Raw genomic sequence first — 16149 nt, forward strand, 5'->3', positions numbered from 1 at the left:
TGGGCTAAAAATACGCCTGTCCTTCTACAACATATTCACAAATTCAGTTATTAGAAGCCTTTTTCCTCATGTTTATCAAATTGTTGCTCATACTAAGTCATGAGTTTTGGATAGGAGGGAAATGCTTATGAATGATTTTTGGGTTATTATTCTTCGGACCATTGTTCTCTATGGAGTTATACTTGTAATTTTCCGCCTGATGGGAAAAAGGGAAATTGGAGAACTGAGCGTTCTGGACCTTGTAGTTTTCATTATGATCGGGGAAATGGCAGTGATTGCTATTGAGCAGCATAAAGATCCTATTATGCATACGATTGTCCCAATGACTGTTTTGCTGCTCATTCAGGTAGGAATGGCGTATGCATCATTAAAAAGCAGGAAGTTCCGCAGTCTAATCGATGGAAAGTCTTCTGTCATTATTGAAAAGGGAAAGATCAACGAAAAGGAAATGAGAAAACACCGATATAATTTTGATGATTTGCTCATGCAGCTAAGGCAGAAGGATATTAGCAATATTGCAGATGTGGAGTTTGCCATATTGGAAACATCGGGTGAGTTGTCTGTGTTTAAAAAAGGAAACAAAAAGAAGGCGGGATCAGTTACAGTTCCCCTTGTAGTTGATGGTGAAATTCAGCATGATGGGCTAAAAGAATCAAATAAAAGCGAACAATGGCTTAGACGTGAGCTGAAGAGTAGGGGGCATAAAGAAATTGAAAATATATCTTTTTGCAGTTTTCAGGACGGAAGCTTTTATATCGACTACATCGATGAAGATTGAAGGGGTCATTGAAGGGGTCTGACCCCCACTCCGTTAATGCGTTATCACTTTAATGGGATGGGGGTCAGACCCCCATTTTATTTTATAAGGTTTCCGATGACGGGTATTTTTGTCATGTCACCTTTATTCACGAGTTTAAGACCGAATAACAAAGCTAAATAGATCATAGTTGTGAATATAATTCCTAAGGCCATCTTTATAAAATTTGAATCGAAAAATAGAGAATCATATATTATTTTTCCGCTCCAGCCTGCCAGTATGGCTGCAGCGAAAAATTTTATATAGTCTTTAATATACACAGTAAATTGAATTTTCTTTAAAACGGTGGCATAGTGAAGCGCTGTGATCAATAAAGTTCCTGCTGCAATTCCAAGTGCGGCCCCTGTAATCCCTATGTGCGGTTGGGATGCCAGTATAAAGATGACACCAAGCTTAAAAGCATTTCCAATCAGGCTGTTGATCATAGCGGCTCTGGCCAGATCAAGCGCCTGTAAAATGGCTTGAAGTGGTCCTTGATAATAATGAAAGATGAAGAATGGTGCCATCAGCTTAATAAAATAAGCGCCATTTTCCGATCCGTATATAAGCTTCATCAATGGCTCTGCAAATGTAAACAAAATGATTACGGACAGCCCCCCGGAAAGCAGCGCGAAGCGAAGTGCCTGCTGTAGCCTGTGCTCGACCAGCCCATGGTTACGGACAGCGTTGGCCTCACTTATGGCTGGCACGAGGGACGTTGCAAGGGAAAATGTGATAAAGGAAGGCAGAGTCAGCAAAGGCAGGGCATATCCGGTCAAAAGTCCATACTGTTTCGTAGCGATACCGGCAGCTACCCCTGCTAATAGAAGACTTTGGGATACGATAATCGGCTCAAAAAACCAGGACAAAGATCCAATCATTCTGCTGCCTGTAGTGGGCAGTGCCACATTCATCAATTCCTTGAACGTCGCTTTTCCGCCTTTTAAAGCGAGTAAAAAATTTCTTCTGACGGGGAATCTTTTCTTCACTTTAAACATCGCAAACAAGTATAAAAGAGAAGCAAGTTCTCCTATCACTGATGCAACCATTGCCGCCGCCGCCGCATATTCAATCCCCATTGGAAGAAAAGCTTTCGTTAGTACGGCTATCAGCGTGATGCGCACTGCCTGCTCCAACACTTGGGAAACAGCAGACGGCTTCATATTCTGCTTACCCTGGAAGTAGCCTCTGATGACTGAAGAAATAGCTATGATCGGTATGATCGGTGCAATGGCTGTTAGTGGATAGTAGATTCTAGGATCAGTAAAGAGTGTTTTGGAAAGCAATGGTCCAAGCAAAATTAGCGCAGGCGTAAAGAGAAGCGAGAGTGTACCTGTTACTGTCAATGAAACGACAAGTATCTTTTTTACTTTTCGCTGATCGCCTTTGATATCTGCTTCAGCCACGGCTTTGGAAATGGCCACTGGCAGGCCAAGTTGAGTGATGGTCACTACAAGGACCAGCGTCGGATAAGCCATCATGTACAAGCCTACACCTTCTTCACCAATCAGACGCGCGATGACGATTCTGTTGATAAAACCAAGCAGTCTTGTGACGAGGCCTGCAGCCATTAATATCATTGTGCCTTTTAAAAACTTTGACATCTATTTCCCTGCCTTCTCAAATTTGCTCAATTCGATTACAATTATGTATATGCACAGTGTTGGACAAAGCATGACAAGTTCAGGATTTGTCCCGGAAAAATGAAGGGCGGGTATGCGGATGTCAGAATATAAGCATGAATACGATGACTACTTCCATAGACTCAAACCTGCTTTATTAAGTAAGGCGGAGGAGTTTGTAATTCTTGGGTATGAGGATATTTCCATTGAGGATTTATGGAGGTTTTTAACTGAAAAAGCTTGGAAGAAGCCCAAAGCAGGGGTAAGGGTCCATGAATTGGTTTCCGATATCTTCTTATTAAAGATTGGCGATTTTATGAACTTTGCGACTGTGGAAGCATTTCGCTCGCAGGGAGATTCATTGGAAAATCTCAGAAATGATGACTTTCAACAATTATTGAAAACAGATGAAGATTGACACTCCTTTTTAACTGTTTCATAATCAAAACAGATAAAGAAGATGCTTGTCATCTAAGGAGGACTTATATTTAATGGTAAAAAGAAGCCGGATTGTAGCCTTTTTTCTCATATTGATTTTCATTGCAGGAATAATGGGCTCAACTACAAACAGCATTATAAATAACATAAAACTCGGTCTTGATCTGCAGGGTGGTTTTGAAGTTTTATATGACGTAAAACCGGCAAAAGAAGGGCAAAAAATAACTAGGGACACTTTGGTACATACAACCGATGCGCTTAATCGAAGGGTCAACGTACTCGGTGTAAGTGAACCGAATATTCAGGTTGAGGGCTCGAACAGAATCAGGGTTCAACTTGCAGGGGTTGAAGACCAGAATCAGGCGAGGGAGATTCTTGGAACTCAGGCTACCCTTACTTTCAGAGATGTCAATGACAAAGTGATGCTGGACGGAACGGATCTTGTTGAAGGAGCAGCTAAACAAAGCTTTTCCTCAGATACAAACCAGCCTATTGTCCTTGTCAAATTAAAGGATAAAAAGAAATTCAGAGAAGTGACTGAAAAAATTGTCAGCATGAAGCCAAACAATCAACTCGCTATTTGGATGGATTTCGAAGAAGGTGTTGACTCCTACAAAAAGGCAGCTACAAGTGACAGCACGAAACTACTTTCTGCTCCAAATGTTAACCAAGTTTTTAATCAGACAGATGTTTCGATTGAGGGGAATTTTACGACTGAAGAGGCAGAGAACTTGGCTAACCTGCTCAATGCCGGTGCCCTGCCTGTTAAACTGACTGAAGTGTATTCAACTTCGGTTGGGGCTAAATTTGGTGAGCAGGCAATGGATAAAACAGTCACAGCAGGAATCATTGGGATTGCGATTATATTCTTGTTCATGATCTTTTATTACCGTTTCCCGGGGTTCATCGCGACAGTCACTTTGTCTATTTACATTTACTTGATTTTGCTCATATTTACCCTGATGAACGGAGTCCTTACTTTACCGGGTATCGCTGCATTGATCCTGGGTGTCGGGATGGCGGTAGACGCCAACATCCTTACATATGAAAGACTGAAGGAAGAGATCAGGCTTGGACGGTCGCTGCGCTCAGCCTTCCAAGCAGGTAACAAGTCTTCATTCGTTGCCATTCTTGATGCCAATTTAACGACCTTGTTGGCTGGAGCGGTTCTTTTTTACTTCGGTACAAGCTCTGTCAAAGGGTTTGCGACGATGCTCATATTGAGCATACTGATGAGCTTTATCACAGCGGTTTATGGCTCAAGATTTCTCCTGGGTCTATGGATCAACAGCCGCTTCTTTAAGGAAAAGCCTGGATGGTTTGGAATTAAGAAGTCCGATATCCATGACCTGTCGGAAAATATTTCCGCACATGAACTGAAAACTCCCTTTGACAGGTTTGATTTTGTAAAAAGCAGGAAGAAGTTCTATGCCTTTTCCATTATTTTGCTTGTTGCTGGGGCAATTGTTCTTGGCATGTTCAGACTGAATCTTGGAATTGATTTTTCAAGTGGAACCCGTGTGGAAATAGATGCTGGCAAGCCTCTAACAACTGAAGAACTGAAAACGGAACTGGATGCAGTAGGGATGCCGTCCGATGATATTATCCTTTCTGGAACCGATCAGGAAATCGGTGTAGCCCGTTATAAAGGGGCTATGTCTAAAAATGAGATTGCAAAGCTGAAGGATCATTTTGAAGAAAAATATGGAACGGAACCAAATGTTAGTACTGTGTCTTCTACAGTAGGAAAAGAGCTGGCCAGAAACGGCTTATTTGCTTTGGCAATAGCGGCGTTGGGCATCGTTATTTATGTATCATTCCGATTTGAATACAGGATGGGACTTTCTACTATCCTTGGCCTTGGCCATGATGTCATTTTCATTGTTGCGTTTTTCAGTCTGACGCGGCTTGAGGTGGACCTGACATTTATTGCCGCCGTCTTGACAATCGTTGGTTACTCCATCAATGACACAATCGTTACATTTGACCGAATCCGTGAAAATATGAGAGCGAAAAAACGACTGAAAACGAAAGAGGACATTGCTGAGATTGTCAACAAAGGACTGCGCCAGACATTAACTCGATCAATCAATACGGTATTGACCGTCATCGTGACTGTAGTGGCGCTGTTGATTTTCGGTAGTGAGTCCATTCAGAATTTCTCCCTTGCGCTACTGGTCGGTTTGCTAGCAGGAACCTATTCATCCATCTTCATTTCCGCACAGCTTTGGTATGATTTAAAGGTAAAAGAATTGGAGAAAAAAGGCCCTATCAGTACAGTGAAAGAAAAGAAAAAGTGGTCGGATGAACCGCAAGTATAGAAAAATAAAAGCAAAAAAGCCGCGAATTGCGGCTTTTTTGCTTGGAAAGGATAGTATAAGTAATACAACTTTTGAAAGAGGGGTATCTATGGAGCAGAAAGACCGTTTTAAACAAGCGGAGGTTGCAGCATGGGCAGGCATCATCATCAATGTGCTACTCACTTTAATAAAAGGTATTTTTGGTTTAAAAGCAAACAGTAAAGCATTGATTGCGGATGCTGTTCATTCTGCGTCGGACATTGTCGGGTCTTTGGCTGTGTGGGTTGGCCTAAGGGCTGCGAAGCAGCCGCCGGATGAGGAGCACCCTTATGGACACGGGAAAGCAGAATCCATAGCGGCTATTATTGTTGCGGTCATTCTGTTTATTGTCGGCGTACAAATCGGGAAGTCTTCTTTTGAATCATTCTCCAAACCTTTGGAAGCACCTGGTTCGATAGCAGTTTATGCTGTGATTTTTTCCATTATCGTCAAGGAGGCATTATTCCGGTATAAATATCGCCTAGGGAAAAAACTCAATAGCGAAGCGCTGATCGTTAATGCCTATGAACACCGTTCTGATGTCTATTCGTCCATCGCTGCATTGATTGGAATTGGTGCATCCATCATAGGGAAAAAATTGAACGTTGACTGGCTTGTGTTTGGTGATCCGGTCGCCGGTTTGGTTGTCTCGGTCATGGTCATGGGGATGGCATGGAAGCTGGGATCTGGGGCTATATATAACACATTGGATCACGTGCTGGATGATGATCAAACAGAAGGTTACAAAAAAGTCGTTTTATCTGTTCCAGAAGTCAGGAGAGTTGATGAGCTTTATGCCCGGCAGCATGGGTATTACGTAATCATCGATTTGAAAATCTCCGTCGATCCGGAAATGACAGTGGCGGAAGGACATCGGGTAGGTAAAATGGTGAAGAAATTGCTGCTTGATGAACCAGATGTTCATAACGTACTTGTACATATTAATCCATATTTTAATAAATCTAGCTATTAAAAAAATCATTGATTGAGGGATTATATAGGCTTTATTCCTCAAGGAATTGAAAGGACCTCTCCCGTTTTGTATAATAGGAAGTCTGGGAGAGTGAGTAAATGTTACAGTCAAATACACGCTGGATCGTGCGAAAGGCCGATGAGAAAGCGGTACAAATACTATCTGGTGAGCTTGATATATCTCTGTTGACCGCCACGCTGCTTTTGAACAGGGGGATCAGTGATCCTGCGGAAGCTTATCGATTTTTACATATTGAAAAGGAAGACTTCCATGACCCTTTTTTGATGCAAGACATGAATAAAGCAGTTGAACGGATACGCCGGGCGATTGATGAACAGGAAAAAATTCTTGTATACGGCGATTATGATGCTGACGGTGTAACAAGCACCACAGTATTAATGACAGTCTTGAGGGAATTGGGGGCTTCGGTCGAGTTCTACATACCAAATCGTTTTACAGAAGGATATGGTCCAAATGAAAATGCTTTTCGTCAGGCTGCTCATAATGGAGTCAAGTTAATCATTACCGTAGATACCGGTATTGCATCTGTTCATGAGGCAGAAATCGCAAAGCAGCTTGGAATGGATTTGATTATAACGGATCACCATGAAATCAGGCCTGAAGTACCGTCGGGATATGCTATTATCCATCCAAGGTATGGCGACACTCTATATCCGTTTCCAGATCTTGCGGGAGTCGGTGTCACGTTTAAGCTGGCGCACGCATTATATGGATCAGTGCCGGACTCCTTGCTTGATCTTGTCGCTGTTGGAACAATTGCAGACCTTGTTCCATTGCATGGGGAAAATCGGCTCATTGTGAAAAAAGGTCTTCGTGTTCTCAGTCGTTCAGAGCGTCCCGGACTTTTAGCATTGAGCAAGCAGGCCGGAGTAAATCTTGTTGAAGCGAATGAAGAAACGGTCGGTTTCACAATCGCTCCCCGTTTAAATGCAGCGGGCAGGCTATATTCAGCAGACCCTGCTGCTGAGCTTTTACTATCGAAAGATCAAAAGACGGCGGAAATGCTGGCAAATGATATTGAACAATTAAATAATGAGAGAAAAGATATTGTTGCAGAGATAACAAAAGAAGCCATGGAAATGGTGGAAGCACTTTACCCTCCCTCCGAAAATCATGTGCTTGTCATTGGAAAAGAGGGATGGAATCCAGGAGTGATCGGTATTGTAGCTTCAAGGCTTACCGAAAAGTATTACAGGCCGGCGATTGTCTTGGGATATGACGAGGAGACTGGAAAGGCTAAGGGGTCTGCACGAAGTATCAAAGGCTTTGATTTGTTTGCTAACCTGCTGACTTGTGCAGATTTAATGGAGCATTTTGGCGGACACCCAATGGCTGCAGGAATGACTCTTTCAATCTCCAAAGTGGACGAGCTAAGAAAGAGGCTAGAGGCAGTGGCTCAAGAGCAGTTGAGTGAAGAAGATTTGATCCCATTTGCTGATCTTGATGCAGAAGCTTTATTAGCTGAAGTGGATTTAGACTCGATAAAAGAACTGGACAAGCTTGCGCCATATGGTGTGAGCAATCCGAAGCCGAAGTTTATGGTCAAAGGTGCAGATCCACAGGATATAAGGAAAATCGGGACGAATCAAAATCATCTCAAGCTGACTTTAAAGCAAGCCGGCGGCCTACTTGACGGGATTGGTTTCAATCTCGGTTATATTGCGGACAGCATTTCACCTGATGCGAAGTTGTCTGTCATCGGAGAACTGGCAATCAACGAATGGAATAATATAAGGAAGCCGCAAATATTTATTAGAGACGCCTGTATCAATAGCTGGCAGCTTTTTGACATGCGTGGCAACAAGCGTCCTGACACCTGGCTTCCCTTGCTACCGAAAAAAAATGTGCATTTTGTCGTTTTTAATCGACAAACGCTGGATGAGTTCCCATTAGATGCATCGCCGTCCGATGTTAAATTGATTTTAGATTTCCAAAAGGCGAAAGAACTGATCATTGATGGTAAAAGCATTGTGTTTCTTGATATTCCACCGAATTTATCCCTTCTTGAGGCGTTAATAGAAGGGAAGTCTCCCAATCGAATATATGCCCATTTTTCTCATGATCAAGCTCAATTTTTTAAAACAATCCCGACAAGAGAGCATTTTAAATGGTATTATGCTTTTTTGGCAAAAAGACGCACCTTTGATGTGAGGAAGTTCGGAAAAGAGCTTGAAGCTCATCGTGGATGGTCAACAGAAACAGTCCAGTTTATGACTCAAGTGTTTTTTGAACTGGAATTTGTTACAATTAAAGAAGGTGTTATTGCTCTTAACCAAGTGAAAATGAAGAAAGATTTGTCGGATTCTCCTGCCTATCAACAGAAACAGGCGGGCATTAAACTTGAAAATGTACTGGTTTATTCATCATACCAGGAATTAAAACAATGGTTTGAAAAGCGAGTAGCACACCCTGTTTATCATGAGGAGGAAGTGGATGCATGGACTTAAAACAATATATTACAATCGTGCCGGATTGGCCTCAAAAAGGGATTTTATTTAAAGATATTACGACATTGATGGATAACGGGGAGGCCTTCCGTTATGCAACGGATCAAATTGTTGAATATGCGAAAGAAAAGGAAATAGATCTTGTTGTCGGTCCTGAAGCGCGCGGATTCATCATTGGCTGTCCTGTTGCCTATGCTCTTGGCGTTGGTTTTGCCCCAGTGAGAAAAGAGGGGAAGCTTCCAAGGGAAACGATCAAGGCAAGCTATGGAAAAGAATATGGAAAAGATGCTTTGACTATTCACAAGGATGCCATTAAAAAAGGCCAGCGTGTCTTGATCATTGATGATTTATTGGCAACTGGAGGTACGATTCAAGCGACAATTGAACTTGTCGAAAAATTGGGCGGCATCGTTGTAGGCATTGCTTTCCTCATCGAGCTTTCATATTTGGATGGTAGGAAAAACCTTGAGGATTATGATTTATTATCATTAATAAAGTTTTAATTTACCAAAAGATGGATAAAAAGCACTCTCCATTGAGTGCTTTTTATTATATCCTTTTAAATAAAAATCGATATAATTTGAGATAAATCATGGAAAAAACCATCTCGTTCTTTACAATCAACGTATAAAAAACGATAATAGTATTCATATTCTATTTTTATTCGACACATTTTCAAAATTTTTATTTTAATTAAAAAGGTGATCCTTGTGGCAAAAGATAACATTTTAGCAGCTGACGATGTCTTTGAACGGGTAAGTAAATATTTAAACGAGGAACATGTTGAACTGGTAAAAAGGGCTTATGAATTTGCCCGCCAGGCCCATAAGGATCAGTTTCGCAAATCCGGGGAACCGTATATTATCCATCCGATCCAGGTGGCCGGTATTCTTGCTGACCTCGAATTGGATCCAGCTACGGTTGCAGCTGGTTTTCTTCACGATGTTGTAGAAGATACTCAGGTGACAATCAAGCAGATTTCCGAGGAGTTTAATAGTGAAGTGGCGATGCTTGTTGACGGTGTCACTAAGCTCGGAAAAATAAAATATAAATCGCACGAGGAGCAGCAAGCAGAAAACCACAGGAAGATGTTTGTCGCTATGGCGAAAGATATTCGGGTCATTTTGATCAAGCTTGCTGACCGTCTCCATAATATGCGTACTTTAAAGCACCTTGCTCCTGAGAAACAAAGAAGGATTGCCAATGAAACGCTGGAAATTTTTGCTCCACTTGCCCATAGGCTTGGAATTTCGAAGATCAGATGGGAATTGGAGGATACATCACTTCGATATCTGAACCCGCAGCAATACTACCGGATTGTTAACCTGATGAAAAGGAAGCGTGCTGAAAGGGAGGAGTACTTGGACAACGTCATTGACGGAGTACAAAAACAACTGGAGGAAGTAGATATTAAGGCTGAGTTATATGGAAGGCCTAAACATATTTTTTCCATCTACCGGAAAATGACCCTGCAGCATAAACAATTCAATGAAATCTATGATCTTCTTGCAGTGAGGATTATTGTCAATAGTATTAAGGATTGCTATGCCGTCCTTGGAATCATCCATACGTGTTGGAAGCCGATGCCTGGAAGATTCAAGGATTATATTGCTATGCCCAAACCAAACATGTATCAGTCGCTCCATACAACGGTTATCGGACCAAAAGGCGAGCCGCTGGAAGTGCAAATTCGGACGATTGAAATGCACAGGATTGCTGAGTACGGGATTGCGGCTCACTGGGCATATAAAGAGGGAAAGACAATCGACCAAAGGGCTTCATTCGATAAGAAGCTTTCCTGGTTTCGGGAAATTTTAGAATTCCAAAATGAATCGGCCAATGCCGAAGAATTCATGGAATCATTGAAAGTCGATTTATTTTCAGATATGGTGTTTGTTTTCACTCCAAAGGGGGATGTTCTTGAACTTCCTGCTGGATCAGTACCGATCGATTTTGCATACCGCATCCACTCGGAGATCGGCAACAAAACGATTGGAGCGAAAGTCAACGGGAAAATGGTCACGTTGGACTATAAGCTGAATACTGGCGACATCATAGAAATCCTTACATCCAAACATTCATACGGACCAAGCCAGGATTGGCTCAAGCTGGCGCAAACGTCCCAGGCCAAAAATAAGATCAGGCAATTTTTCAAGAAACAGAGAAAAGAAGAGAATATTATTAAGGGCAAGGAATTGATTGAAAGAGAAATCAAAGAGCTGGATTTTGACATCAAAGATATCCTAGTCCCAGAAAACATTGAAAGAGCAGCGGAGAAATTCAATTTTCCGAGTGAAGATGATATGTATGCGGCTGTCGGCTATAATGGGATTTCGGCACAGCAAGTTGCTAATAAATTGACAGACAAATGGAGAAAAAAACGGGATGAAGAAGAGGCCGTAAAAGAAATTGTATCCGAGGGCCGACAAAGTCCGCGCCCAAGAAGACATGAAGCAGGTGTAAAGGTCAAAGGAGCGGATAATCTACTTATCCGGCTTTCTCGTTGCTGCAACCCCGTTCCAGGTGATGAAATCATTGGGTTTATCACAAAAGGGAGGGGCGTTTCAGTTCATCGAAGCGATTGTCCAAACGTAACGAGCTCCGAGCAGGAGAACCGTCTTATTCCTGTTGAGTGGGTGCAAAGCGGAAATTCTCTTAAAGAGTATAATGTTGATATTGAAGTATTGGGCTACGACCGCCATGGCCTGTTGAACGAAGTTCTGCAGACTGTCAGTGGTTCAAGAACGAATATTACGGCTGTGACAGGCAGGACAGACCGGAATAAAATGGCCACGATCATGGTGACCATCGCAATTCATAACATCAGCCATCTTCATAAAGTTGTGGATAAAATTAAACAGATTCCAGATGTATACGCAGTCCATAGAATCATGAACTAAAGGAGCATATGAAAGTGAAAATCGTGCTTCAAAGATGTAGTCAAGCAAAGGTGACAGTGAAAGGAAAAGTGACAGGAGCCATCCACAAAGGCTTTGTACTATTAGTTGGTGTCACACATGATGATACTGAAAAAGAAGCTGAATGGCTTGCGGATAAAATCGTCAACCTTCGTATTTTTGAGGATGCGGATGGAAAGATGAACCGTTCATTAAAAGATGTGGAAGGTGAAATCCTGTCAGTCTCACAGTTTACACTTTACGCCGACTGTAATAAAGGCAGGCGCCCGAGTTTTGTCGATGCAGCGCCGCCAGACAAAGCAAATCCCTTATATGAGTATTTCAATGAACTGCTGCGGATCAGGGGAGTCAAGGTGGAGACAGGTGTTTTTGGCGCCATGATGGAAGTTGACCTGATCAATGATGGCCCTGTTACTCTTGTTTTGGAACGAACCAAAGAACCGAAAGAAAAATAGCTAAACCGGCACTGCGATAAGCAGTGCTTTATTTTTTAAAAAGGCTACGTTAAATGTGAAAATTGAAAATATGGGGAAGCCACTAAACTAACGTTATTTAGTTTAGTGGCTTCCAATTAGGGTCTTTGACATCTTGATTGTTCGGTTTTCTTACAAATTCAATGCAATTTTCTTGGCAAGCACCAAACTTAATGAAGTTTTTTTGTGCATGTCTTAACGAAATGTCATTTGTCCCACCTTCATGATCAGAATCTCTAAATTGAACACCGTCATCTTCCCAAAAACATATTGTACATCTGTAGCTTTTCATCTAATGTTTTATATCCACAACAAGGACAAGTATATTTCATTTTGACCACCTCAGTCATTTTTTAGATTTCGGATTTTGTTGTTATAGATCTGATGGACAAGAATCATACAGTAAAGTTAGGTAAACGCAGGTTATCATGGGTATCCGTAAGTTATATTGTGTTTGGTGCTTTCGTTATTTGAGCTGTCTATAAATAAGAACAAAGCAAGGTAATTATCGAGGTGCTTTGTACTACACCTCTAAAACGGTCAATCCATTGTGAATTAAGTTTTGAGCCAATCATATTTTCAACCGATATGGTCAAGGGCTATTTCCCGCGAATATCTTTTGTTCAAGAAAGTTACAAAGCCATCCTTAGTTCGAAATGAAGCATCTATCCACTAAATCAATGAATTAAATCTATCCTCATAAAAAAGGGACTTCCGTTATCAGGCAGTCCCTTTTTATGTTCGTTTTTTGGATGTTAATGAGATCGAAGCAGGACAATTTGCTGTAAACTTCTTCAAGTCTACTTATAGAAATCCTCCAGCCCTTTTACAATTGAGTCGGTGACCTTCTCATGATATTTCTTCGACTTTATTACTTCTTCTTCATCTTTGTTGCTCAAATATCCAAGTTCCAGTAAGATGGCTGGTTGGGTATTTTCTCTTATGACATAATAGTTCCCAAATTGTGTACCACGGTCTTTGAGCTTGAGCGATTTGGACAAATGGCTGTGCAGTGTGTCCGCCAACCGCTTTTCATAAGAATGAAAATAATATGTTGTATGTCCAGAAGCAGAAGCGTCATCAATGCTGTCATAATGAAGGCTGATGAAAATATCTGCTGTATTTTCGGCAGCTGTGTTGGTTCTGCCGTAAAGTGGTACATATTTGTCGCTAGACCTTGTCATGACAACTTGTGCACCAGATTTTTCCAGTTTTTTTTCAAGCAGCTTTGCTGTTTTTAACGTTAATTCTTTTTCAATGGCTCCGTTTGCACCCGCCGCGCCCTGGTCATGGCCTCCATGTCCTGCATCAATTACAATTAGCTTTCCGGATATTCCTTTTCCGGGTCTTCTTTGGCTGGCAGGTCTATCAGTCGATGAAACGACCCAATCGGCTATGTATCCTTTTTTTCCTTCAGATGTCTTTACTTCCACCCAATTTTTCTTTTGATTGATTACTTCGTATACTTCTCCAGCGTATGCTTGTCCCACAACTTTTGATTTAAGCTCGGGTTTTTTCCTAATCATTGAGTTATCATGAAGAACCATGATATTGGTTGATTTATGTTTTGTTTTTTTGTCGCCGGTCTCTTTTTTCTTAATATATTCGCTGCTGATCCAAGCAGTTTCAGACTCAAAAGAAATCTTGCTCCATCCATTGCTTTCTTCGATGATTTTTACCTTATCGCCTTCGTTCAGCTTACCCAAAACGTCGCTGTCAGTGCTCGGTTTAGAACGTACATTCAGGCCCTGAACGGTAATGCTGCCTTCATTTGACTTTGCTGTTATTTTCTCTTTGGAGGCCAGCCATCCTGCAATCCATCCGCTTCCACCTGAGGGCAGTTCAATTTCGTACCATTCGTCCTTTTCTTTGATAATTGGGTATGTTTCTCCTTTTTTCAATTGGGTAATAACTGAATAAGACGTGTCGGGTTTTTCGCGGACATTTACGATTTCACCTGTGATTGTGGCGGTTTCGGAGTCTGCGGTGGTAAGTGACGGATCCTTGCCGCATCCGGCGATTATAAAAATGAGTGCAAGAATCATCAATAACTCTTTTTTCCCCACGGTCATTCCGCCTTTCTCTCTTGGTAATTATTATCGCATGATGAGCAAAAATAAAAAAGTGGAATCATACTTTTCTTCTATCAGAAATAAAGGAAATCCTGTTGCTAATTTTCAAAGAATCAAACTATTGTCCAGCGCGTCAACATCACAGGACATGCGTTTTAGAACAAGCTTAATTGAGGTCTCATCTTTCTTATAAATTTGGGGGATTTGGACATAATAGTGGAATATCAATTCCAGGAGGATTTTTATGAGAATCAATGAAAAAGGGCGAAACACAGGAGCAACTTTGCCAAACACAGATGGCCTTCACTTACAAAATCTCCTCGAAAAGGAATTGGGAGAAGTACCGGCTTCATTTGGGAATGAATACGGTTGGGATCATTCAGATATTCAATTTTTAAAAAGAGGGCTTGAACGGGGTTAAACGTTGACAAAAGTGGTATACGTTCGTATGATTATATAGATAAATTACAGATAGTTCATCCGATGAGGGAGAGAGTAACCGGGAACGGTTTGGTCAGAGAGGAAATATCCAGGCTGAAAATATTTCCGCAAATTGTCCCGATGAAAGACACTCCTTAGGATTCCTCTTTGAACAGCTTTATGGCCCAGTAAGAGAAGGACGCTTACAAGCGTTATGTGAAAAAGTGAAAGTGATGATTGCTTTTAAAAAGGGTGGCACCGCGGGAAATACTCTCGTCCCTTGTTTTTCGAAACAAGAGACTGGGAGTTTTTTGTTTTTTATCTGGAGTGATGGAAAGGAGAAATGAGGTTGTCAATTCAAATACCTAGAGGTACGCAGGATATTCTTCCAGGAGAAGTTGAAAAGTGGCAGTTCATTGAAAAAAAGGCCAAAGATATTTGCAGAAGGTATTTATACAAAGAAATTAGGACTCCGATTTTTGAACATACGGAGCTTTTTCAACGGAGTGTTGGGGACACAACTGATATTGTCCAAAAAGAGATGTATACCTTTGAAGACAGGGGTGGCCGGAGTCTGACACTGCGTCCTGAGGGGACGGCTGCAGTCGTTCGGTCTTACGCAGAAAATAAAATGTACGGGCAAGCAGTCCAGCCTGTCAAGCTTTATTATTTTGGACCGATGTTTCGTTATGAGCGTCCGCAGGCAGGTCGTTTCCGCCAGTTTGTTCAATTTGGTGTAGAAGCCATCGGAAGCGACGATCCTGCTATTGATGCAGAAGTCATTTCACTTGCAATGGAGCTATATAGGGAAGTAGGTTTGAAAAAGCTTCGTTTAGTCATTAACAGCCTCGGGGACAGCTCCAGCAGAAAAGCACACAGGGATGCGCTTGTCGCCCATTTTCAGCCGAGGATTGGGGAGTTCTGTAGTGATTGCCAGCAGCGCCTTGAAACGAACCCATTAAGGATTTTGGACTGCAAACGGGACCGGGATCACGAGCTTATGAAGTCTGCCCCTTCCATACTTGATTATTTGAATGAAGAATCAAGACATTACTTCGAAACTGTGAAAAAGCATTTGTCTGATATGAACATCGAGTTTGTGGTGGATTCAACCCTTGTTAGAGGATTAGATTATTATAACCACACAGCTTTTGAAATTATGAGTGAGGCTGAAGGCTTCGGTGCCATCACTACTTTGTGCGGTGGGGGAAGATACAATGGCCTCGTGCAGGATGTGGGTGGTCCTGATCAGCCTGGAATCGGCTTTGCGCTCAGTATTGAACGACTATTAAGCGCACTTGATGCAGAAGGAGTCGCTCTTCCTCACGAGACAACTGTTGATTGCTATATTATTGCCCTTGGTGATAGTGCGATGGAATATACTGTTCCTCTTTTACAAGAGCTTCGCAGAGCAGGTCTTTCTGCTGAAAAAGATTATATGGGGCGCAAGATGAAAGCTCAATTCAAAGCTGCTGAACGAGTCAACGCCAAATATGTCCTGATTATTGGAGAAGAGGAACTGGAAAAAGGCACAGCGGTTATAAAAAATCTGCAAACGGGCGAACAGGAAAATGTTTCGCTTGATAACATTGTTGAAATTTTAAATAGAGGATGACAAGGAGAGTTTGCT

Annotated in this window: 12 protein-coding genes, 2 pseudogenes and 1 other annotated feature; of the genes and pseudogenes, 10 read left to right on the forward strand and 4 right to left on the reverse strand. The window is 41.8% G+C overall.

Annotation, left to right across the window (positions count from 1 at the left end):
• The first annotated feature begins 127 nt into the window (after positions 1 to 127).
• On the forward strand, positions 128 to 778 hold the full coding sequence (locus D5F11_RS23220; protein WP_120118863.1) for a DUF421 domain-containing protein: 651 nt from the start codon (positions 128 to 130) through the stop codon (positions 776 to 778).
• A 77-nt stretch (positions 779 to 855) separates the two neighbouring features.
• Here D5F11_RS23220 and spoVB read toward each other — a convergent pair whose 3' ends face one another.
• Positions 856 to 2400, reverse strand: a complete 1545-nt coding sequence (gene spoVB / locus D5F11_RS23225; protein WP_120118862.1) for a stage V sporulation protein B — start codon at positions 2398 to 2400, stop codon at positions 856 to 858.
• A 118-nt stretch (positions 2401 to 2518) separates the two neighbouring features.
• On the opposite strand from spoVB, the gene D5F11_RS23230 reads away from it, so the two are divergent.
• The 7 genes from D5F11_RS23230 to dtd all read left to right on the forward strand — a co-directional run bounded on the left by D5F11_RS23230 (position 2519) and on the right by dtd (position 12009).
• Entirely contained in the window at positions 2519 to 2836 is a 318-nt protein-coding gene (locus D5F11_RS23230; RefSeq protein WP_120118861.1) for a post-transcriptional regulator, read from the forward strand.
• 73 nt (positions 2837 to 2909) lie between these two features.
• The gene (gene secDF / locus D5F11_RS23235; protein WP_120118860.1) at positions 2910 to 5177 is read left to right on the forward strand and encodes a protein translocase subunit SecDF; all 2268 of its coding nucleotides are present in this window, start codon (positions 2910 to 2912) and stop codon (positions 5175 to 5177) included.
• Between the two features lie 88 nt (positions 5178 to 5265).
• A complete protein-coding gene (locus D5F11_RS23240; protein WP_120118883.1) occupies positions 5266 to 6168 on the forward strand; it encodes a cation diffusion facilitator family transporter in 903 nt (300 codons plus the stop codon).
• Positions 6169 to 6266: 98 nt separating this feature from the next.
• Positions 6267 to 8636 carry a single-stranded-DNA-specific exonuclease RecJ gene (recJ, locus tag D5F11_RS23245; RefSeq protein WP_120118859.1) on the forward strand — a complete coding sequence of 790 codons (2370 nt, stop codon included), beginning with the start codon at positions 6267 to 6269 and terminating at the stop codon, positions 8634 to 8636.
• Complete coding sequence (locus tag D5F11_RS23250; protein WP_120118858.1) at positions 8627 to 9139, forward strand: adenine phosphoribosyltransferase; 513 nt, start codon at positions 8627 to 8629, stop codon at positions 9137 to 9139. The genes recJ and D5F11_RS23250 overlap by 10 nt, the downstream gene beginning before the upstream one ends.
• A gap of 207 nt (positions 9140 to 9346) precedes the next feature.
• The gene (locus D5F11_RS23255; protein ID WP_120118857.1) at positions 9347 to 11536 is read left to right on the forward strand and encodes a RelA/SpoT family protein; all 2190 of its coding nucleotides are present in this window, start codon (positions 9347 to 9349) and stop codon (positions 11534 to 11536) included.
• A gap of 14 nt (positions 11537 to 11550) precedes the next feature.
• Positions 11551 to 12009, forward strand: a complete 459-nt coding sequence (dtd, locus tag D5F11_RS23260) for a D-aminoacyl-tRNA deacylase (protein WP_120118856.1) — start codon at positions 11551 to 11553, stop codon at positions 12007 to 12009.
• Positions 12010 to 12106: 97 nt separating this feature from the next.
• Here the strand turns inward: dtd and D5F11_RS23265 are convergent.
• From D5F11_RS23265 to D5F11_RS23270, 3 genes and pseudogenes are all read right to left on the reverse strand, one after another.
• Positions 12107 to 12359 (reverse strand): annotated as a pseudogene (locus D5F11_RS23265) (CPCC family cysteine-rich protein).
• A gap of 63 nt (positions 12360 to 12422) precedes the next feature.
• Positions 12423 to 12578 (reverse strand): annotated as a pseudogene (locus D5F11_RS27595) (IS1595 family transposase); the annotation flags it as partial.
• Positions 12579 to 12827: 249 nt separating this feature from the next.
• A complete protein-coding gene (locus D5F11_RS23270; RefSeq protein ID WP_185830877.1) occupies positions 12828 to 14093 on the reverse strand; it encodes an N-acetylmuramoyl-L-alanine amidase family protein in 1266 nt (421 codons plus the stop codon).
• Positions 14094 to 14343: 250 nt separating this feature from the next.
• On the opposite strand from D5F11_RS23270, the gene D5F11_RS26980 reads away from it, so the two are divergent.
• Positions 14344 to 14520 (forward strand): hypothetical protein, encoded by a 177-nt coding sequence (locus D5F11_RS26980; RefSeq protein WP_185830878.1) that lies wholly within the window; start codon positions 14344 to 14346, stop codon positions 14518 to 14520.
• A 53-nt stretch (positions 14521 to 14573) separates the two neighbouring features.
• Positions 14574 to 14803, forward strand: a binding site (T-box leader).
• A 65-nt stretch (positions 14804 to 14868) separates the two neighbouring features.
• Positions 14869 to 16134 carry a histidine--tRNA ligase gene (hisS, locus tag D5F11_RS23275; RefSeq protein WP_120118854.1) on the forward strand — a complete coding sequence of 422 codons (1266 nt, stop codon included), beginning with the start codon at positions 14869 to 14871 and terminating at the stop codon, positions 16132 to 16134.
• Positions 16135 to 16149: the final 15 nt, after the last annotated feature.

It is taken from the genome of Siminovitchia terrae, from assembly GCF_003605405.2.
Taxonomy (GTDB): domain Bacteria; phylum Bacillota; class Bacilli; order Bacillales; family Bacillaceae_C; genus Siminovitchia; species Siminovitchia terrae.